The sequence below is a fragment of the Paraprevotella clara YIT 11840 genome, from assembly GCF_000233955.1.
Taxonomy (GTDB): Bacteria; Bacteroidota; Bacteroidia; order Bacteroidales; family Bacteroidaceae; genus Paraprevotella; species Paraprevotella clara.
The window spans coordinates 1-17,788 of the sequence record NZ_JH376604.1; the positions used below are offsets into that span (position 1 = coordinate 1).

A 17,788-nucleotide genomic window follows, 5' to 3' on the forward strand; every position below is an offset into this window, starting at 1 on the left:
TGCCGACAGGCGTGTTCGGGTTTCCTGCGGCACTACTGCGGACATCACAATCGCTATTCAAAATATCATTCTTTTCCATATTTTTTTTAATTCGTTTTGTGTTTTCTATTTATTCCGGTATCCACCAATCTGGAATGAAATCATTCTCCATGGGATGCCTCCGTCTCCTTGTAGTGGAACACGTCCATGATGGCCGTCTCGCTGACAGATGCAATCTCGTAGTCGGCCATGGTACATCCCATCACTTTGTCCAAACGCTTCACGGCATCCCACAAGCCGGAGGCTTGTACCATCATGGTTTGCATTTTACGCTTTTCAATGCCACTCCTTTCATCCAACGTGACGAATGCGACCTTGCATTTAAACCATTTGTCGGCAAGCTCCTTGTCGTCTTCAAAAAGCTCGCTGATTTTCCGTTTGGCCACGGCCTTGACTTCGTATTCACCGGCCATGAACGGCTGTATATCTTCGATAAACCGCTGTTCGGCTTCGGTGAAGCTGATGGCTTCCACCAAGTAAGGCTCATTCACATATTTCTGCATTCCGTTTTCAAGCGTCTTTTCATATCTGACGCTGCATTCAAACCATTCGTTCATTGCTTGCCTCCTTTCTCCCTTTCGGCTATCATCGCATCGGCGATTTCATAAGCCGACTCGGCCACGTTGCCGGGATTGTGTATGAAAAAAGAGCGAACTTCGTATCTCAGCCCTGCCAATTTCCTGATGCGTTGGACGGGAGTGATACGTTGTTTTATGCTTTTATCCAGTATTATTTTCATCGCTTCAAGCGCGATGTGGTCTCGTGATATGTTACTTTCATTCATAATTAAATAAATTCTTTATTACGTTCTATCTCTAATTCCATTAATTGTATCAACCTTTCTTCATCAGGGCTTGGGATATAGACACCGGCATTTGATGAACACCAGTTACGGAAACGGTCTACCGTAAGGGAAAATTCCGAACTGTCCAATTCGGAGGAACTTCGCAGGTATTTCACACGGCCAAGGTATTTGTCTTCCCTCTCCCTTATGAAAGTATCGGGGTTACAAAGTATCTTGTAGTAGTTCCTCTTCACATACTCCATGGTTTCGCCGATTTGGCATCCGAAGTATGAAAGGCAGACGTGAAGGTATTTGTTGGCCTGAATGCTTCTTTGGGGCTTCTTTTCAGTCAAGTCAAATATCTTTTTGTCTTTGATGAGCTTTTCTAATTTTGCCCTCGCCTGCCGGGCATGAAGTTCATTGGAACCGTCGTACCTCATAGATTAAAAAGGAAGGTCGTCTTTAGGATTCCCGTTATCATCCACTTGTGGAGGAAACTGTTGCATGTCGGTGCCCGGTTGTGACGTTGGCTGTTGGAAAGGTTGTGCCGGTTGTTGTACCGGTTTTCTCGCTTCCAGTTTATAACATCGTATGGAAACCATACGCTTTGTTTGTCCGTCTTGATTCGTCCATTCTCTACCTTGCAAAGCAAAAGAAACCGTGATTACATCACCAACTCTAAAGTTATCAAGTTCAGCGCATTTCTCGCCGGAAACTTCAAGAAGTAGAATGTTTTCATATTGACTTCGCTCGCCAGTATAAGGATCGTGTATAGTTGCATCGAGTAAGAACTCACGCTTTAAAAACGGGTTGCCTCCATTCTTGGATGGGATTTGGACGGTTTGGCCGAACCAGGTCAGCCGTCCTGTTATTTGGTTACTCATCTTCTGCGAATATTTTTTTATTAGTTATCAAATCTCTGTTGTCATTCAGGAACCGGATTAGTTCCTCGCAATGTGACGTGAGGATGGGAATATCACGTTCCGGAACGAATGTGTAGCTTTCAGTGTAGGTTTGCCTGAAATCGGTCACGTTATACTCGAACTGCCTTACATCGCTACCATTCTGCATCAGGCAATACGGATAGACAACATGCTGCCAGTGGTCTTTGAACTTGCCTACATAATAACTCCCTGTGGTTTTGATGTCGTGTATGGACATGGGCATCAGTTCGTCTATATAGCCATATAGAAGTACATTGCCGAAGCACGTAGGTAAAACGGCCTGTACGAATTGCTGCGTAAGTGCGCCTTTGTAATAATTGGCGAACTCTTTCAATAAAGGCATGGGGAACAGAAAAGCGCGGCTGTTGTAAGCTGCCATAAGTTCCACTACTTTTTCTTCCTTGCCCGGTTTGAAAGAGCTGCACGCTATCTTTCCACCCTCATACACTTTGATAAACTGCATTCCAACCGGAGGGCGATTTTCAATCAGGCAATCGACGGCTTCATTGAAAGCCGTCCCCTTGTCGGCTGCTTCACTGTCGAACGGGACACGGTTTATCGTGTCTATCAGGCTTTGGAATTGCTTTTCCCTGAACTCTTCGGGGGTATGCGGGGGATTCTCGCTGAATCCCCAATACCTTTCATATATCGCGTCGCTTTTCAGATACCCCGTGAAGGCATCGAGAAGCGTTGCATAGAACTTAAAGTCAAGCTGCCTTGTCTGCATAAGTCTTGGTCTCTTTGTCATATACCAACCCAAGGGCTTTCACCTTGGCCGAAAATATGTTTCTTGTCATTTCCAATGAACTGCCAACATGTTTGAAGTCCTTTATCTTGGATGCAAATTCGTTGGCCGACTTGGCATCAGTCACTTCCCGTTCTATTGAATCTTTGATTTCCGCAATCAGTTTCTCATATTCTTCCTGCATTTCCTTTTTCTTTTGCAACATGCCAAGATAGGGAGAGATTACCCGGGTGGTAATGAAGTCGTTCTTTACCGTTGGGTTGCTGTCCTTGTCAAGGATATTAGGCACGAACATGATGCCCGGCAAGTTGCAGGTGTTCTTTCCATCATTCCTTGATGTAGGATCGAAAGTGATTGTACGCTTCTGTATGCCGTTCTCATTGCGCATCTCCAAATATCCCAAAAGGTCAAGTTCCGTCACGATGGAGTTGTAGGACTTCTCACGCAATGCCGGGATGAAAACCGTATCGTCTCCCTCCTTGCGCGTGTCCCGGTGAGCTACGAATACCACATTCTTGTTCAAAGAGGAAAGTGTACGGGTTAGCCATGAAAATTCGGCATTGATACCTCCCCAGTCCTTGATTTGTGGCTGTCTTGTACCACATTTGTAAGTGATGATGAAGTCCATCATCTTACCGATGGTATCAACCACGATAGTCTGATAATCGGAGAGGTTTTCTTGCAATACTTGTTGAACGTCCTGCCAAGAGGTTATCTGAACGATGTCCACACCGTCAAGATGCGCCATGTTCACGCGTTTTACACCGTTGTCGAAATCAAGCAACAACGGTTTCGGTGCACTCAAAGCTAACGTACTCTTTCCCATACCGGCTTGACCGTAAATCATAATCTTTACGATTGATGGGATAACTAATTCATTGGATTTCTTAATCAAGCTCATAATATTTTGTTTTAAAAGAATTATTTTATTGTTCCCCTCGCTACAATCCCGGCTATATTCGCCATAGAAAGTGCTTGTTTTATTTCAGCTTTTGAATAGTAAAGCGGAGAGTTTCGTCCAGTTCCTTTCCTTGTAGCCCGAATCACACCTTCCGAAACCAAACGGTTAAAACGCTTGATGTCTATCCGCATCATTTTTAGCCACTGTTTTACTTCGGATACTCGGACAAAGTCTTGCGGTGGCTCATACGCCTTGACGGCCTGCATATAGCCCACTTGAACAAAGTCTGCTATGACAGTATTTAGTTCTTGAATATCCATAATAATTTCACTTTATACATATAATAGAGATATAACCGGGATATTCTTTTGCAGAAACCCTAAACTTCACATCCATTGCTGTTTTTAGTTCATCCAGAAGCCGTCCCTTATTATTTCTACGGCTTGATTCTGCCCTGATTCCATTATATCTTTTTTTCTCGAACGGTACTTTGTACACATCCCCCTTCTTCATGCTATCAAATAAGCCAACATGAGTATAATTTTCATCTATCACTATTTCCTTTATCATATTTTACCTCCTTTCATTTACCATAAATTTTTATCTGACAATGTGTCATAATACTCTTTGTGAGCCATGTATTCTTTGGCTATCTCGCTGTCCGTGTCATGCCCCAAACCTTTGATGAGTTCATAAACATGCGGATTCAGGCTGTTTACTATCTCGTTTGTCCGGTCAGCGTGTCCAGCCAATCCCAATGCCACTATAAACAATGTGGCAATTCCAATGTTTCTTAATGTTTTCATATTGTTTGTTTTGGTTCATGTTCCCCTCAACGGCTTAAACCGGTTGTTACCCCGAATCTTACGGGAGGGGATGTATCTGAAAAAGGCGCACTTCCAATGAAGTAAAAGAAAAATCGTCACACTTAAAACTTACTTTGATATTGGAAGTACGCCGGGATTATTCTATATTTGCAGCGTCACATTTAAAACTTATGATTACAAATAGAATTTCAACAAATTTATACGTTGCGGAAGACCCTCGTTTTGGCAACTACAACAAGGATATTGTCTACCGCCTATTACAACAAGTCCAAATTGATTTCTCAAATTGGATAGGAAATGATGTATTCCATACAAGTGATTGCATAATATCATACAAGGATGAATGCCCTACCATATATGATAATGGTCAAATTGGCCATAAGATATGCTTACATGTAAGTGGTGACGACTGGTGGCGTTGGGTTTACCAATTCTCTCATGAGTACTGCCACCACCTGATTAACGGCACAATGTCCGGTGATATATCAGGGATGATATGGTTTGAGGAAGCTATTTGCGACCTTTCGGCGATCGCCCATTTAAAAAGGCTAATTGTTCTTTGCGATGTTCTTCGGATAGATAGCCTTCTTTCGTATAAAGATTATGTAATCCTCTGTCTTCATGCGAACCTTGGTTCTGCTCAAAAAAACTGTCGGGAATATCTAAGGTCAAATATGGCGACACTCGAACAACCCGTGTACCAACGGGAAATTTACTCAAATCTATCCGCGACAATTCTTCCGTTTTTTGAAGAGAACAATCATCTTTGGAAGATAATCCTCCATTTTGGGGACATGCGCAAGTGGGATTCCCTTGAAGATTTGTTCTCCCATCTTTTTTATACCTCTGACGATAGTTATTCCGTTTCATTACGCAAACTTTATAATCTGTTGCTGTGAACTTAATGGTTTGTTATGTTCCACCGCGCCAATTCGATTGACGGCATCACGCCTTTTGCGGTGGATTATATGTATCATGAGTTTCGGCGGTAGCGTGCTCGCGCCCCAATGCGATATACTTGATGGGATAAGGTGAAATCCCGCTGTCCGCTTTCTCTTTCAGCCTTCCGCTTGGGTGGTTTCTCCGCGTTTCCGCTCGCCAACATTCCGGCATGGCTGATGTTCACAATATGTCAAAGAACTATTGTCTTGCTGGTGGCCGGGGAATCGAACCCCGGCTTCATCCCATCACCAATATATCCCGTATCCGTAACCGTATGCGCGGTCTAAGGCCATACGGTTGTCCATTACGGCCTCGTATTCTTCATCATCCCGCATCTCTTCGAGGTACACTTCATTGTCTATTTTTTCGGTGCTTATTGAATCCTCTATCAGCTTTTGGACGTTTGGGTAAGACTTGCGGACATCATCACCGTATATCATGGCTTCCACCTTGCCCGTCAAAGCATCGTATGATACTTCAAGGTCGCACGTCTCACCGCTCATGCAAATGGAAGATGAGCGTTTGCGATGGTCGAACTCGTTTACCAAAGCATCTTCTATCGTGGCCAAAAGGCTTTTCAATTCTACGTCTTTCATAATCATATCCTTTTATTTGATTGTATCAATCTGGCTTGCAAGTAATATGGCTTTCGCCCGATACGTCCGGCTGGAGACAAGTAACTTTCCTTATCCCATCTCCACAAAGTCGATAACGTTACGCCTAATTGTTGCGCGGCTTCTTTGGGTGTCAGCCTTTTGTCCGGCTTGCCCTCTTTGGCCAACAGGGATTTGACCTCTTCGGCCACCGTCAGGGCAAACTCCTTCAGGTCGGCAGGCGTGACGGATATTGTCACATTTTGGCCGTTGGCTATCAATTCTTGTATGTTCATAAATCCTTCCTTGCATTTTTAGAATCTATTATACATTACCATATCCTTACTGGTTACGTGTTACAATAAAGTTCGGATACTCCGAACGTGTGGAAAACCGCATATCCGTCACTGTTTGTATCTGACCGATAGTAGAGCGTACAGATAATGCTCTCCAAAGTGGGAATGCTTCCTTATCCCCTACTTGCATTCTCTTCAATGTCGGCCCAATCGGCTTTTTTTCTACTTCTTTTTCCATATTTATTTCTTTATGATACTTATTATTTGTGCTTTATTTATAACTTTATAGTGCAAATATAAAGTATGTTTTATAATTGAACAAGTTTGCTTTATATAAGATACACGCTATTAACATTATTTATAAAGTATATTTGATATGAATACGGAGAAATTGAAGGTTTTATTTGAGAAAAGCGATGATAAATATGCTGATTCTCAAAAAATTGGAACCACCTATCAAACTATGTATAATATTATATATAAAGGTAGTATATGCAAAGTAGACTTGTTACAAAAGATAGCTTCTTTTTATAAAGTGCCTGTTGGATATTTCTTTGATGAGGAATCAATATCATCAAATGAAGATATAACAAACGAACTTAATATTGCGTATCAGGAAATTAATAAATTGAAAAAGGAAATAGAACTTCTTCGTTTAGGGAAGAGAGGTTCGACTAAAGTTGTCGTTGAGCTTGATGTTGATGATGATGAATTTATCAAAATGGGATTGAAAGACAAGGTTATTCAGGTATTAAGTAAGTAATACAAAAGCAACAACTAAATAGGTTTCTATTAAATTTAAATAAATGCAAATATAACTATAACATTATGGTCGGATTAAACGGAATAGAAATAAAAGAGTGTTTGGGTGATTATGAGGTCCTATTTAGTAATATGGCTGTAATAAGCAATGGAACTCCTTTCTCTATAAACGTGGATATAATTGAAATTAGATTTATTTTCATCAATGATGGCAAGGAAGCATCGGCTTATACAAAGCCGAATGATAATACATTAATTATAGAAGTGAAAAATGTACCTGTAAAAGGCTATCTAAATTCTCAAACTCCTTTAAAAATCGGTAAATTGAAAGGAAGAGATTTATATATTGTTTTTAACATTTCACAGCTTGATGAAATATGTTCGATTTTCTATTATACACTTTTGTTATCTAAATAGTTAAATCTATGAATTGTATAAATACGGTATTAAATATAGCTTCAATATTATTATCTATTTCTGCAATAGCAATTGCAAACGCAAGAATAGGGAAAGTAGAATATGACCCTAATGGGTTTTATGGATGGGTATGTGCATGTTTAGGATTAATAATTACAATATTGATGGCGTGGCAGATTTTTAATATAATTTCTATCGATAAAAAGATAGAGAAAAACGTGAAAAAAATTCAAAGCAGCGCGAAAAAAGGGATAATGAAGGACTATTATGAAAACCAGTATAATACATTAAAGGTGCTATGGACTGATTTTAGAGATACAAAAAAATGGAATTTATTGATAGACACTCATATTTACATGATAAACATTTCAATAAAATGCAAAAAAAGAGACACTTCTAATGATATTATATGCAAATGCAAGGATTTATTAGGATTCAGCGCACAAATGGAACAATATCAAGTAGATAGATTAAAAGAAGTAAGAGAACTTATAAAAGAAATTCCTTTAACCGACGAAATATTTGATTTATACAACGACTTCGTAAAAAAATCATCTATAAGTCTCAATAAAATTGATATAAATCCTGTCAAAATAGATACACAACAAACAAATTCCCAAAACCACAATTCTGAAACGAAAAGCGGTAAAACGGTAAGCACTAAAAAACATCAGCAAACAAAGAGATAAGTAGAATCACGAGCGACTATAACCCTGATTCCTCTCATACAAAATCATAGTTGACACCCCATCCACCAAATAAAGATATGGAAATAAGGTACATTATTAAAGCAGCGTCTTTTCCCAATCCAATGTTGAATATAATAAAAAGGCGCATCGTTTCGGTACGCCTTCTGTTGTCAATTAATTCTTGATTTTATATCAGAGCCTCACGGCCGGAATATTTGAACTCTGATTCAGAGATGGATGGGTAACAGGTGAGAGGATAGGCAGAGCGTTTAAGGAATAGTTTTGCAAATTGTTTACCTATTGTTTTCCCTTATCGCAATAAAATAAATATAAATAAATCAAAAATAAGTAGTTAGCAAATATCTCCTCTTAGATTCCGGTTCTGAAGGTCGAGGGTTAGAATCCCTCCGGGGTCACGAGAAAAATCCCTAAGTATATAATTAATAAATACTTAGGGATTTTTGTTTGTGAATTTTGCCTGCGTTCTACCTACCAACTCGAATAATCCACCTTTTTGGGCGTTTCAATAGATAGAGGGATTGGTATTCTTTCAGATGCCCGTTCTTGTTAAATTCAAATAGAGGAAATCTCCTTTAGATAGGATGGGATTTTGCCATGAAAAAACGGATGGCCAAACCGCCACCCGTAAACCTTTGAGAGCTGATAGCCCGTGTTACTGTTAAATCATGTGGTTGGCCTTTAACCACCGTTTGCCCGATGGGGTAAGGCACCAAATCAAGAACACCACGCAAGGCAAACCTATCGCAGACAATACAAAAATGGCTTCCATTATTTTTCCTCCTCCTTTTTATTACTTAATACCAACCCGGCTAAGAGGGTGGAACAAGCCACCAACAAGCCAAGCCCATAGATTAACATCTTGCTTTCGCCTAAGTCCTTAAACAAGGATGCAATTACTACACCCGTCAACACATATTTTGACACATCAATAAGATATGCGCCTAATTTCTCTTTCCACATACCGCAAATATAACATTTTATTCAATCCCTTGCAATGTTTTCACCTCCTTTTGCTCGTCTGTCAACCTTATACTAATATTAAAACTTTTCTCACAATGAGGACAATGTATAATTTCTCTTTGGGTTTATCAAAGAGTCTGTTAAATACATGTTTTCTCACATGAAAGGTTTGACTATCTCAACTCTCATTCCAAGTGCATTTATTATTCTGTAAAAAGTAGATACGCTTGGCGTAATCATTTCTTTTTCGATCCGTGATATGTAGGACTTTGTGGCATTTATACGTTCGGCAAGTTCCGACTGTGTCATTTGGGCTTCTTTCCTTGCGTTAAGGAGTATTTGGCTGGTGTAGAAAGCGTATGCTTCTTCATCGAACTTAGTTCGTTCTGTGGTTCCCAGTTTTCCGTATCTTTGTTCAAGAACCGCACTGTAATCACTTGTTTTATGATTGTTTGTCTCCATAATATGCCTCCTTTATTTTTAATGCCTTTTCAATTTCTGATTGTGGTGTTTTCAGTGTCTTCTTCTGAAATCCATTGAAGAGGACAACTATTTTGGCCTTCGTCGAAGATGAAGAATACCCGATAAATATTACTGCTATATTCCATACGTAATTCATATAATCCGTCACGCAAGAATTTTATGAACTTTACGGGCAACTTATCTTCTATTTCAAGCAAAGAGATAATATAATCCAACTTTTTCAGTTCTTTATCCGTCAAAGTGGAGATGAATCTCTCAAAATATCCGCCGTATGTTATGATTTTATGTTTATATAGCAAAGATAGTAGAAGTTTCAATATGATACAACTTTTAAGGCACAAAAAAGCCCGAGCCTTTTTATGTGTTTTGTATTTGGGGATTTTTGTATGTTTTCGTTTTCTGCTTTCCAACGGGTTCAGACTAAAAAAAGATAGCCGTCTTTCACAAGACAGCTACCTTTACATTAACCTAATTTCAATAATGAAAAACAATTCTTATTCCGTTCATGCTCGCTTGCATGATTGCTCTCTTAGTAAGAGATATACAAGTGGAATAAAAAACCTTCTTCACCGACAAAATTAAGCAAAATCAGCGAACCTGCAAAATATAGGATTGTTTTTTTTCGTTCGCAAACGCTTCCAAATGTTGATGAAATCGTTCCATCCGAAAACATAAATCTCTATAAATTAGCGCAATGGAAATCCCCATTGCTCTCTTACTAAGAGATATATTTTTTTCTCCCTGATAGATAGTATTTTGTGTTTTTTTGATGCCTGCTTGTTTTTGTTTGACCTGAAGGACGAGTTTAGGTGTTTAGGTATTTATAGAAAACCGGTTTGTAACGCCTGAAAAGTTGTAGTATTTTCTCTGTATATAAGGACTGGGGGGTGGGTTCCGGCTCCCGGATGAGATGTTCGATAAGTAAGTTGACATTATGGGCCCAGAAAATGAATGTACGGTTGGGGTGGAAGGTCGAACTGAATTCTAATAAACGGTCCAAAGAGAAACTGGTGGAGATAATACCAGCTCCAGCACACATGGCATCGTAGGCATTGCATTCCTGTTCTATATGCGCTGGAACCATCAAGACAGGCTTGCCCATGTAAATAGCTTCGCAGATAGATTCGAATCCGGCGGTACTGGCATAGGCACGACATCCGCTCATTTGTTTCAGGAAGGCGTGGTCGTCTAATGGATAGAAACTCAGCGTGTCGTCGATGTGGCAGACTTCCGTTTCGTTTTTGCGGTCCCAAAAGAAACGAAGAGGAATGTGGGGATACGCTTTATGCCAGGCCATGACTTGGGACGAGAATCCGGAATTCACCATGTAACCATGGATGTAACGGCCTTCGGATACCGTTTGTTGCAGAACTTCTTTGCGCAAGAGAGGGGGGACGACGTAGATACGTTGCTTTTTATCATCGGCCATCCTGCTGAAAGAAAGAGCCAGCATACGGTCTGAACCGATAGCCGTAAGCCGTGTGAACATTTTCAGAAGTCCGAGTTGAGTACGGTTTACCCGAGGAAAACGAAAGTCTTTGTGGAGGAAAAGATATTGGTGTCCGATACATATCTGTCGGGTTTCGGGACGACAGAACAGGTAGGTCAGCCCGGTCAGCAGTTCGTAAAAGTTGACCACGATGTCCGCGCCGGAGGCTTTGATGCGTTGGCGGATGAACAGGATGCTTCGGGAGAATGCCGGCAAGCGCACGATATTATAAAGTATGCTTCCCGTCAGGTTGTTTTTGCGGTTGGCAGGGGTAGGCAGGAAGTTCGGACTCTCGAAACGACTGAGGGGAGCTTTGAGTTTTTGCCGAAAAAATGTTGGTAGTTCCCGGTTACGGCTCTTGCCGACAAGTACTTCTACGACCTCGTGCCCTTCGCGTAGCAGATGTTCTTCGAGTGTGAGAGCTTGCGTCAGGTGCCCCCTTCCTTCTCCTTGCACGATAAACAGGAATTTCATGAGGCTATGGTCAGTAAATTGGTGGCCGGTGTGTCTTGCGGGAGGCTGTCGGCGATGTCCGTATAGAAAATGATGTTCCAATGTCCGTCTTCATCTTCGGCCAGTGCGGAAAGGGTCTCCACCCAGTCGCCGGAATTGAGGTAATGTATGCCTTCGTATTCGGTATTATCCGGATGATGGATGTGTCCGCAAATGATTCCGTCGTATTTGCGGGCACGGGCAAATTCGGCCAAGGTGTGTTCGAAGTCCGAAATATAGTTGACGGCGGACTTCACTTTTTGTTTTACATGCTGCGAAAGCGAATAATAAGGTTTGCCGTGTCGTACGCGGTAACGGTTGTAGAAACTGTTGAAAGCCAACAGGAGAGTATAGCCGAGGTCACCCAACAGGGCGAGCCATTTCATTTGTGTCGTGACCCGGTCGAATATATCACCGTGAGTGACGAAGTAACGTTTGCCGCCGCTTTCCAGTTCATAGTCTTTCACGATGCGGAGGTTGGCGAACGTGAGAGGAGTCAGATTGTCCAGAAAATCGTCGTGGTTCCTGCGGACGTAGATGATTTCGGTGCCTTGGCGTTCCATCATTTTCATCAGTACTTTAAAGAAACGGGTGTGTCGGGGCTGCCATTTTCTCGTACCGCCTTTTTTCAGATGCCATCCGTCTATGATGTCGCCGTTGAGAATCAGGCGGTCGCAATTGACGTGGCTCAGGAAATGGCTGACTTCTTCTGTTTTGGAATGCGAGGTACCCAAATGAATGTCGGAGAGCACGAGCGTGCGGTAATGCCTTCTTTGTTCCATGTGCTTCTGTTTTTTTAGGACGCTACAAAGTTAGGCGTGGGATATGACAACCCGGTTTCTTTTCGGTGAGAATACGGTAACAAAGCGAAAAGAGACTTATTCCGTCGGGAACGAGTCTCTCTTTCGAACAGTTGAATATTGAGGTTAATGTTGGATAGTCTTTTTATGTCCTACGATGTAAATGCCTTTAGACAATCCCCTTGTGGCTTGCTTGGCGGGGACATTGCTACGCAATTTCATGCCTTGCAGGTTGTACACATCGACATTTTCTGTATCCGCTTCACCGAGGATTCCCGATACGTCGTTTATGATTTCGTCTTTGCTGTATAGTTTTACCTGATCGATGTATAGGCGGGTGTTGTAGGCAGCTCCTACTCCGGCTGTGGTTTCGAGTCCCATGCTGACGGTCACCTGCGTTTCCGTCTCAAGCGAAAAAGGGCATTCCACAGTTTCCCAATGGTTGGCTAACCGGGGATATTTGTATATTTCCGTGTCGCCGAAACGGATGCCGCAACGGGAATAATTGAGGTTGTCGCCGGTCGTGGCGATGGTGTAATCGTTGATGTGCCGCATTTCGTTGGCGCACACGTATTGTGCCAGAAAACTCAATTTGTATTCGCCTTTGGGCAAGGTGAAGGTTTGCGAGATGCTGTTATTGCCGCTGTCCCAGGAGTTCAGGATGCTCAGGCAGCGTTTGCCGCAGGCATCATCCGTGGCAGGAGCCGCCATGATACTGGCCGAATTGCCCACGTTGGACGGAGATACGCAATACATGGTGGTGCTGTAAGGCATGGAATACAGTACGGCGAAGTTGGAGCCGCCTTTCAATCCGTTGCCGGGTGTCCAACCTTGGATGGGCAGGACTTGCGGCCATTTGCTGTCGGCAGCTTTGACCGTATTAATGTAGCAAGGATCGTAGACCACTCCGTTCAATGTCACTTTGCTTTCCGTTCCATAGGTCTGGTCTTCTTCAAAACCGGGATTGGAGAGAAACTGTGCGGTGACATCGAAAAACTCCTCCTGTTCTTCTTTGAGGTCTACGGTTTCGATGAGGATTTCGTTTCCGACAGCTTTGACGGATACACAAGATTCATGTTCCACAGTGACCGGTGCGGTCAGTTTATTCCCGTCAGCCCAAATCGTGACTTGGGCTTGTTGCTTTTGTCCGCTATAATTATAGAGGTAGGCACCGCAAGAGTCGTTTTCCATCTGTCGGGCGGAAAGTCCGTCGCCTTGGATGAATACACGGAGCGTATTGGCCACGCTGTGGTTCACGTCGCAGCGGAATGTGGCCGTGGCGCCTTGCCCGTTGACGGCAGTCATTTCCGTGAAGACCGGTGCTCCGTCTGGCAAAAGGATGTCTTTCAGGGTGCAGGCCGTTTCTCCGAGATAGTTGCTCAACAGTAGATAACGCGCACTGTCAGGGTCGCTGACGATGACGCCGTTCCAACCTTCGGCTACTTGTGCCGTCAGGGACAGTACGTCAGCGGCCAACTGTTCCGTGTCGGCTGAGTCCACATTACTATAATATATAATGTGTCGGCGGTCTACGATGCTTCCGTTGCTGAAGCTACGTCCGTCGGCCGAGTAAACCGGATAAATCTTGGACAGGAAGATGGAACTGTTCAGTTCACGGTCTCCGAAGGCGATGGACTTGTCGGTGGTCGTGTTCACGATTCCTACCTCATTGTCGATATTGACCCAATTTCCCATGAATGATTTCAACTGGCTGCCATCGGTTTGCAGGCGTCCTTTGCTATGGTAGAGTGTACGTTTCTCTTTTGTGAACGGATCGGTGCTGATGGCCATCAGACCGCCTTTCTCTTCGGTAATGGTTCCATTGGTTTTGCCCACCACGTAATCCATGTAGATGAAAGCATTGCCCGGAGTGGAGAAGAGAGTGAAGTTGTTTTCCAGACTGTTCCCGTTGGTCATCAACTTGCCGTTCATGGTGTAACTGTTCCCGTTCAGGTCGTAGATGCCGCTGATGACGGGCGAGGCATCTGTGGCCTTGCCGCTTACGGTGTACCAACCCAGGATGTTTCCCGTGTTGTTCTTCTTATAGGGCACGATGATTTTGTTTTTGTCAGGTTTGTTGGACGCGATATATCCGGTATAGCTCTTCAGTCCGTTGCTCCACGAGAATACGCTGAAACGGTCGGGCGTATTGGCCCGTACTATGTTTTGCGGGGTGAAGATGTAGGCTTGTTCCTGCGATTGGCTGAAGTCTTTCCAGGATGTGGCCTGTATGTCGGCCGTAGAAGCCAGTTCATGCATTAGGTAAGTCATCATGACGCGATGTCCTTCCACACCCATACGTCGTGGGCCGATGTCGCTGTTGAGCAACCAGCTTCCGTCCTGTGTCGTGCTCTGGCGGGCCTTGATATGTTTGTAAGCCAGATTTTCCAGCATCAGGGCATTCGGGTCACGCAGGAAACAGGCAGCCGTGGTGTAGCTGGTGATTTGGTCGTAGAGGAACATGCTCCAGTCGTTGCCGTTCGGCATAGCCAGTTCTCCATCGGCCAACGCCAGACGGCAGAGCACTTCGTCCATGACTTTCTGGTTGTTGTGCATCAAGGCGTTGGTCTTCCATTTCGGGTTTCCTCCCTGGAACAGATGGAGAGCCAGATGGGATTCGCCCAGCTCCTGCATCACGACATTCTGGTAAGAAGTATGGAAGTAATTGTGGTTTTGCAATGTATAGTCGTCATACAGGTTTTTGCCGATGTACAGGTCTTGTACGGTGGTCTCGTCATATTCGGGGTCGATGACCGTAGTGTTTTGGGCGTCATCGACGTGCGAATAGCAATTGATGGCAAACGCACGCAGGCGGTCGAACCATTTGGGGGCCAGTGCATCGTCGGGGTATAGCCCCAAAGCACAGGACAAGATGTTGGTTTCCCAACCGTTTTCTTCGGCTTTCGTATCGCCGTTGTACCCCGTGGGAATGCTGCGCTCCAGTTCGTAATTGCATTCCGCCTTGATCATGTTGTAAATATAAGTCTTTTGGCTCTCGTCCAATTCTTCGTTCAGGAAATAAGAGGCGTATGCCAATGACGTGGCCCAAAGCGAACTTTCCCATACGTGGTCGGCATTGCTGACGGAACCCCAATATTTGTTGTCCGAAGTAATTTTGAATTTATTGGCTTTATGGGTGGAATAACCGAAGACGAGCGACTTCATGGCCATGTCCTTCACCATGTCCCAAGTGACGCCTTCCGGAAGGGTGACTTTACCTTTGCCATATTTACAAAGGAAAGCGCAAATCATGGAAAAGTCGGCATTTGTGCGCACTCCGTCCTCGTTGCTTTGTCCGGCACTGTTCGCCTTGAAATACCCGCAAGTTTCCCCTTTACTGTTGGGTGTCGCGCAGTCGTACCATATATTATGGGCGTATGTCAGAGAGTTGGCTAACATTTGCAACAGATCCTGCTGCATGGCAGATTCTTCCACGAATTCATGGGATATGACACCTTCGGTGGGGGAGGACACTTGGTCTTCCGTGCCGCCTTCAATACTCGGTGCGTTGGGGTCGAGGCTGCCCTCCGGCAGTTGCGTCAGCGTAAAATGGTCGTATGCGATGCAGCTTCCGCCGTTGCCCCAACTCATTTGTGCCGACAGAGTAATGGCGGATTCTTCCTCCAGTTTGAATTTTAGGGAATTTTCCGTCCATGAGGAAGTTCCCATGATGCCTGCGCTTCCGTTCGTGCAGATTATCGTCAGTTTATCCAGCGATTTCAATGCTTCGTCGCTGACAGTGACGGTCGCACTGGTCGCGGCATTGTTGGCGGCAAAAGCCTTACTGAAGAATTTTAGTTCGTATTCTCCGGCCGGCAAGGGTGTGGATGTGGTTTGCCGCATTTCCGAATTTGCACTGCCCCAACCGAAACGTTGGTAGTAGGCAAATTCTCCGTCGGCTGCTTCCGTTTTGCCGAAACCGTTGTCCGTGGCACATTCCTTGTTGATGAGAAGTGCTTTTCCAGGACTGGTGGTTTGCCATCCTTTGGGCGACAGGTTCCATCCCCGCAGTCCTTCGTCGCCTTCATAAATCGCGTTGGGGGAATCCTGTGTACACGCCGTTGCGTCCTCTTCGAAAGAGGGATTGGCCAAATAAATGGATGTGATATCTTGTTGTCCGTATGTAGCCGCACAACCGAGTAACATGCTGTAAAATCCTAATACAGTTCCTTTCATGGTTTCATTATTGATGAGGTCAATTATTTGGTGTCAAATATACAATAAAAGTGTGCGTGCACAAAAAATAAATCTATTTATTTTAGAGAAAATCGCCTTATCATGTTTTATAACATAAAAAAAGGACAAAAAAGTAGTCCTTTATTGCGAAAAACTGTAGGATTGATTAATTTTACGACTTAGATTAAACGAATGATGAATTATGGAACTGATAGAACGATTTTTGAAATACGTGAGTTTTGACACGCAGTCGAGTGAAGAAGGAGAAGGTTGTCCGAGTACTGACAAGCAGATGGTGTTTGCGCGATATTTGGAGAACGAATTGAAAGCGATAGGGCTTGAGGAGGTGTCGTTGGACGAACATGGATATTTGTACGCCACGTTGCCTGCAAACACGGAACGCGAAGTGCCTACAATCGGCTTTATAGCTCATATCGATACTTCGCCGGATTACTCGGGCAAGGATGTGAAGCCGCGAATCGTGGAGCAATACGATGGTGGGGACATTGTATTGTGCGCTGAAGAGGGAATTGTCACCTCGCCGAAGCAATTTCCCGAATTGTCGGACCATGTGGGAGAGGATTTGATTGTCACGGACGGCTATACCTTGTTGGGAGCTGACGACAAAGCCGGTATTGCGGAAATCATGCAGGCTATGGTCTACCTTCGGGAACATCCGGAAATCAAGCGTGGCCGAATCAGGGTGGGCTTTAATCCCGATGAAGAAATCGGTATGGGAGCGCATCTTTTTGATGTGGAGAAGTTCGGCTGCGAGTGGGCTTATACTATGGATGGCGGAGAAGTCGGTGAACTGGAGTTCGAGAATTTCAACGCTGCGGCGGCCAAGGTGACGGTGAGAGGGCTGAACGTGCATCCCGGATATGCCAAAGGCAAGATGCGGAATGCCATGCTGACAGCGGCCGAGTTCATCCGAAGAATGCCTTCGGACGAAACCCCGCAAACCACGGAAGGCTATGAAGGCTTCTACCACCTGACGGGTATGAAAGGTACGGTGGAGGAAACCGTCTTGTCTTATATCATACGCGACCACGACCGGCAGAAGTTTGAAAACCGTAAGGCATTCGTGCGGCAGTTGGCGGAAGAACTGAATGCGGAAAACGGGGAGGGTACGGTGACGGTCGAGGTGCGTGACCAATATTACAACATGCGCGAGAAGGTGGAGCCGGTGATGCATATCATCGACATTGCGAAGAAAGCCATCGAGGCATCCGGCGTGGAATGTCGGGTGAAGGCGATTCGTGGGGGAACAGACGGGGCGCAGCTTTCATTCAAAGGATTGCCGTGCCCTAACATCTTTGCCGGGGGACTGAATTTTCACGGGCGCCATGAGTTTGTTCCGGTACAAAGTATGGAAAAGGCGATGATGACCATTGTGAAGATAGCAGAGTTGACGGCCTTAAGATAGTA

Annotated in this window: 22 protein-coding genes and 1 pseudogene; 4 read left to right on the forward strand and 19 right to left on the reverse strand. The window is 44.1% G+C overall.

Annotated elements, in window-relative coordinates; all coding sequences use genetic code 11:
• Positions 1-140 precede the first annotated feature (140 nt).
• The 13 genes from HMPREF9441_RS09655 to HMPREF9441_RS17825 all read right to left on the reverse strand — a co-directional run bounded on the left by HMPREF9441_RS09655 (position 141) and on the right by HMPREF9441_RS17825 (position 6,309).
• Positions 141-596: a DUF4494 domain-containing protein gene (locus HMPREF9441_RS09655; protein WP_008620625.1), complete on the reverse strand. Its 456-nt coding sequence runs from the start codon at positions 594-596 to the stop codon at positions 141-143.
• Positions 593-823 (reverse strand): hypothetical protein, encoded by a 231-nt coding sequence (locus HMPREF9441_RS09660; protein WP_008620626.1) that lies wholly within the window; start codon positions 821-823, stop codon positions 593-595. Before HMPREF9441_RS09660 ends, HMPREF9441_RS09655 begins: the two co-directional genes overlap by 4 nt.
• 2 nt (positions 824-825) lie before the next feature.
• The gene (locus HMPREF9441_RS09665; RefSeq protein ID WP_008620627.1) at positions 826-1,263 is read right to left on the reverse strand and encodes a hypothetical protein; all 438 of its coding nucleotides are present in this window, start codon (positions 1,261-1,263) and stop codon (positions 826-828) included.
• 3 nt (positions 1,264-1,266) lie between these two features.
• A complete protein-coding gene (locus HMPREF9441_RS09670) occupies positions 1,267-1,707 on the reverse strand; it encodes a DUF3127 domain-containing protein (RefSeq protein WP_008620628.1) in 441 nt (146 codons plus the stop codon).
• The gene (locus HMPREF9441_RS09675) at positions 1,700-2,494 is read right to left on the reverse strand and encodes a hypothetical protein (RefSeq protein WP_008620629.1); all 795 of its coding nucleotides are present in this window, start codon (positions 2,492-2,494) and stop codon (positions 1,700-1,702) included. Before HMPREF9441_RS09675 ends, HMPREF9441_RS09670 begins: the two co-directional genes overlap by 8 nt.
• Positions 2,475-3,413: an ATP-binding protein gene (locus tag HMPREF9441_RS09680; RefSeq protein ID WP_008620630.1), complete on the reverse strand. Its 939-nt coding sequence runs from the start codon at positions 3,411-3,413 to the stop codon at positions 2,475-2,477. Before HMPREF9441_RS09680 ends, HMPREF9441_RS09675 begins: the two co-directional genes overlap by 20 nt.
• A 20-nt stretch (positions 3,414-3,433) precedes the next feature.
• Complete coding sequence (locus HMPREF9441_RS09685; RefSeq protein WP_008620631.1) at positions 3,434-3,733, reverse strand: hypothetical protein; 300 nt, start codon at positions 3,731-3,733, stop codon at positions 3,434-3,436.
• A 7-nt stretch (positions 3,734-3,740) separates the two neighbouring features.
• Positions 3,741-3,983 carry a hypothetical protein gene (locus HMPREF9441_RS09690; RefSeq protein WP_008620632.1) on the reverse strand — a complete coding sequence of 81 codons (243 nt, stop codon included), beginning with the start codon at positions 3,981-3,983 and terminating at the stop codon, positions 3,741-3,743.
• A gap of 17 nt (positions 3,984-4,000) precedes the next feature.
• On the reverse strand, positions 4,001-4,219 hold the full coding sequence (locus HMPREF9441_RS09695; RefSeq protein ID WP_008620634.1) for a hypothetical protein: 219 nt from the start codon (positions 4,217-4,219) through the stop codon (positions 4,001-4,003).
• A 531-nt stretch (positions 4,220-4,750) separates the two neighbouring features.
• Positions 4,751-5,110 carry a hypothetical protein gene (locus HMPREF9441_RS18630; RefSeq protein ID WP_172634936.1) on the reverse strand — a complete coding sequence of 120 codons (360 nt, stop codon included), beginning with the start codon at positions 5,108-5,110 and terminating at the stop codon, positions 4,751-4,753.
• Between the two features lie 317 nt (positions 5,111-5,427).
• The gene (locus HMPREF9441_RS09705; protein WP_244949724.1) at positions 5,428-5,778 is read right to left on the reverse strand and encodes a hypothetical protein; all 351 of its coding nucleotides are present in this window, start codon (positions 5,776-5,778) and stop codon (positions 5,428-5,430) included.
• Positions 5,779-5,780: 2 nt separating this feature from the next.
• Positions 5,781-6,071, reverse strand: coding sequence for a helix-turn-helix domain-containing protein (locus tag HMPREF9441_RS09710; protein ID WP_008620638.1), 291 nt, complete (start codon positions 6,069-6,071; stop codon positions 5,781-5,783).
• Between the two features lie 46 nt (positions 6,072-6,117).
• The gene (locus tag HMPREF9441_RS17825; RefSeq protein WP_008620640.1) at positions 6,118-6,309 is read right to left on the reverse strand and encodes a hypothetical protein; all 192 of its coding nucleotides are present in this window, start codon (positions 6,307-6,309) and stop codon (positions 6,118-6,120) included.
• A 138-nt stretch (positions 6,310-6,447) separates the two neighbouring features.
• Here HMPREF9441_RS17825 and HMPREF9441_RS09715 point away from each other — a divergent pair, with 138 nt between their 5' ends.
• The 3 genes from HMPREF9441_RS09715 to HMPREF9441_RS09725 all read left to right on the forward strand — a co-directional run bounded on the left by HMPREF9441_RS09715 (position 6,448) and on the right by HMPREF9441_RS09725 (position 7,939).
• Positions 6,448-6,834: a hypothetical protein gene (locus HMPREF9441_RS09715; RefSeq protein ID WP_008620642.1), complete on the forward strand. Its 387-nt coding sequence runs from the start codon at positions 6,448-6,450 to the stop codon at positions 6,832-6,834.
• Between the two features lie 65 nt (positions 6,835-6,899).
• Positions 6,900-7,250 (forward strand): DUF6864 domain-containing function, encoded by a 351-nt coding sequence (locus HMPREF9441_RS09720; protein WP_008620643.1) that lies wholly within the window; start codon positions 6,900-6,902, stop codon positions 7,248-7,250.
• An 8-nt stretch (positions 7,251-7,258) separates the two neighbouring features.
• A complete protein-coding gene (locus HMPREF9441_RS09725; protein ID WP_009388869.1) occupies positions 7,259-7,939 on the forward strand; it encodes a hypothetical protein in 681 nt (226 codons plus the stop codon).
• A 789-nt stretch (positions 7,940-8,728) separates the two neighbouring features.
• On the opposite strand, the gene HMPREF9441_RS09730 is transcribed toward HMPREF9441_RS09725, so the two are convergent.
• From HMPREF9441_RS09730 to HMPREF9441_RS09755, 6 genes and pseudogenes are all read right to left on the reverse strand, one after another.
• The gene (locus HMPREF9441_RS09730; RefSeq protein ID WP_008620649.1) at positions 8,729-8,920 is read right to left on the reverse strand and encodes a DUF6722 family protein; all 192 of its coding nucleotides are present in this window, start codon (positions 8,918-8,920) and stop codon (positions 8,729-8,731) included.
• A 156-nt stretch (positions 8,921-9,076) separates the two neighbouring features.
• A complete protein-coding gene (locus HMPREF9441_RS09735) occupies positions 9,077-9,382 on the reverse strand; it encodes a helix-turn-helix transcriptional regulator (protein ID WP_008620651.1) in 306 nt (101 codons plus the stop codon).
• Positions 9,363-9,702 (reverse strand): annotated as a pseudogene (locus tag HMPREF9441_RS09740) (type II toxin-antitoxin system RelE/ParE family toxin). Before HMPREF9441_RS09740 ends, HMPREF9441_RS09735 begins: the two are co-directional and overlap by 20 nt.
• A gap of 506 nt (positions 9,703-10,208) precedes the next feature.
• Positions 10,209-11,366: a glycosyltransferase family protein gene (locus tag HMPREF9441_RS09745; RefSeq protein ID WP_008620663.1), complete on the reverse strand. Its 1,158-nt coding sequence runs from the start codon at positions 11,364-11,366 to the stop codon at positions 10,209-10,211.
• Positions 11,363-12,166: a UDP-2,3-diacylglucosamine diphosphatase gene (locus tag HMPREF9441_RS09750; protein ID WP_008620666.1), complete on the reverse strand. Its 804-nt coding sequence runs from the start codon at positions 12,164-12,166 to the stop codon at positions 11,363-11,365. Before HMPREF9441_RS09750 ends, HMPREF9441_RS09745 begins: the two co-directional genes overlap by 4 nt.
• Before the next feature lie 144 nt (positions 12,167-12,310).
• Entirely contained in the window at positions 12,311-16,360 is a 4,050-nt protein-coding gene (locus tag HMPREF9441_RS09755; protein ID WP_008620668.1) for a DUF5013 domain-containing protein, read from the reverse strand.
• A gap of 202 nt (positions 16,361-16,562) precedes the next feature.
• Here HMPREF9441_RS09755 and pepT point away from each other — a divergent pair, with 202 nt between their 5' ends.
• Entirely contained in the window at positions 16,563-17,786 is a 1,224-nt protein-coding gene (gene pepT / locus HMPREF9441_RS09760) for a peptidase T (protein WP_008620670.1), read from the forward strand.
• Positions 17,787-17,788: the final 2 nt, after the last annotated feature.

What these genes read in the sequence shown, in the direction of transcription:
- HMPREF9441_RS09680 (WP_008620630.1), bottom strand. Translation starts at nt 3,413, where the DNA reads ATGAGCTTGATTAAGAAATCCAATGAATTAGTTATCCCATCAATCGTA.
- HMPREF9441_RS09655 (WP_008620625.1), bottom strand. Translation starts at nt 596, where the DNA reads ATGAACGAATGGTTTGAATGCAGCGTCAGATATGAAAAGACGCTTGAA.
- HMPREF9441_RS09695 (WP_008620634.1), bottom strand. Translation starts at nt 4,219, where the DNA reads ATGAAAACATTAAGAAACATTGGAATTGCCACATTGTTTATAGTGGCA.
- HMPREF9441_RS09745 (WP_008620663.1), bottom strand. Translation starts at nt 11,366, where the DNA reads ATGAAATTCCTGTTTATCGTGCAAGGAGAAGGAAGGGGGCACCTGACG.
- HMPREF9441_RS09660 (WP_008620626.1), bottom strand. Translation starts at nt 823, where the DNA reads ATGAATGAAAGTAACATATCACGAGACCACATCGCGCTTGAAGCGATG.
- HMPREF9441_RS09665 (WP_008620627.1), bottom strand. Translation starts at nt 1,263, where the DNA reads ATGAGGTACGACGGTTCCAATGAACTTCATGCCCGGCAGGCGAGGGCA.
- HMPREF9441_RS09710 (WP_008620638.1), bottom strand. Translation starts at nt 6,071, where the DNA reads ATGAACATACAAGAATTGATAGCCAACGGCCAAAATGTGACAATATCC.
- HMPREF9441_RS17825 (WP_008620640.1), bottom strand. Translation starts at nt 6,309, where the DNA reads ATGGAAAAAGAAGTAGAAAAAAAGCCGATTGGGCCGACATTGAAGAGA.
- HMPREF9441_RS09730 (WP_008620649.1), bottom strand. Translation starts at nt 8,920, where the DNA reads ATGTGGAAAGAGAAATTAGGCGCATATCTTATTGATGTGTCAAAATAT.
- HMPREF9441_RS18630 (WP_172634936.1), bottom strand. Translation starts at nt 5,110, where the DNA reads ATGAAACGGAATAACTATCGTCAGAGGTATAAAAAAGATGGGAGAACA.
- HMPREF9441_RS09720 (WP_008620643.1), top strand. Translation starts at nt 6,900, where the DNA reads ATGGTCGGATTAAACGGAATAGAAATAAAAGAGTGTTTGGGTGATTAT.
- HMPREF9441_RS09675 (WP_008620629.1), bottom strand. Translation starts at nt 2,494, where the DNA reads ATGCAGACAAGGCAGCTTGACTTTAAGTTCTATGCAACGCTTCTCGAT.
- HMPREF9441_RS09750 (WP_008620666.1), bottom strand. Translation starts at nt 12,166, where the DNA reads ATGGAACAAAGAAGGCATTACCGCACGCTCGTGCTCTCCGACATTCAT.
- HMPREF9441_RS09690 (WP_008620632.1), bottom strand. Translation starts at nt 3,983, where the DNA reads ATGATAAAGGAAATAGTGATAGATGAAAATTATACTCATGTTGGCTTA.
- HMPREF9441_RS09735 (WP_008620651.1), bottom strand. Translation starts at nt 9,382, where the DNA reads ATGGAGACAAACAATCATAAAACAAGTGATTACAGTGCGGTTCTTGAA.
- pepT (WP_008620670.1), top strand. Translation starts at nt 16,563, where the DNA reads ATGGAACTGATAGAACGATTTTTGAAATACGTGAGTTTTGACACGCAG.
- HMPREF9441_RS09705 (WP_244949724.1), bottom strand. Translation starts at nt 5,778, where the DNA reads ATGAAAGACGTAGAATTGAAAAGCCTTTTGGCCACGATAGAAGATGCT.
- HMPREF9441_RS09715 (WP_008620642.1), top strand. Translation starts at nt 6,448, where the DNA reads ATGAATACGGAGAAATTGAAGGTTTTATTTGAGAAAAGCGATGATAAA.
- HMPREF9441_RS09685 (WP_008620631.1), bottom strand. Translation starts at nt 3,733, where the DNA reads ATGGATATTCAAGAACTAAATACTGTCATAGCAGACTTTGTTCAAGTG.
- HMPREF9441_RS09725 (WP_009388869.1), top strand. Translation starts at nt 7,259, where the DNA reads ATGAATTGTATAAATACGGTATTAAATATAGCTTCAATATTATTATCT.
- HMPREF9441_RS09755 (WP_008620668.1), bottom strand. Translation starts at nt 16,360, where the DNA reads ATGAAAGGAACTGTATTAGGATTTTACAGCATGTTACTCGGTTGTGCG.
- HMPREF9441_RS09670 (WP_008620628.1), bottom strand. Translation starts at nt 1,707, where the DNA reads ATGAGTAACCAAATAACAGGACGGCTGACCTGGTTCGGCCAAACCGTC.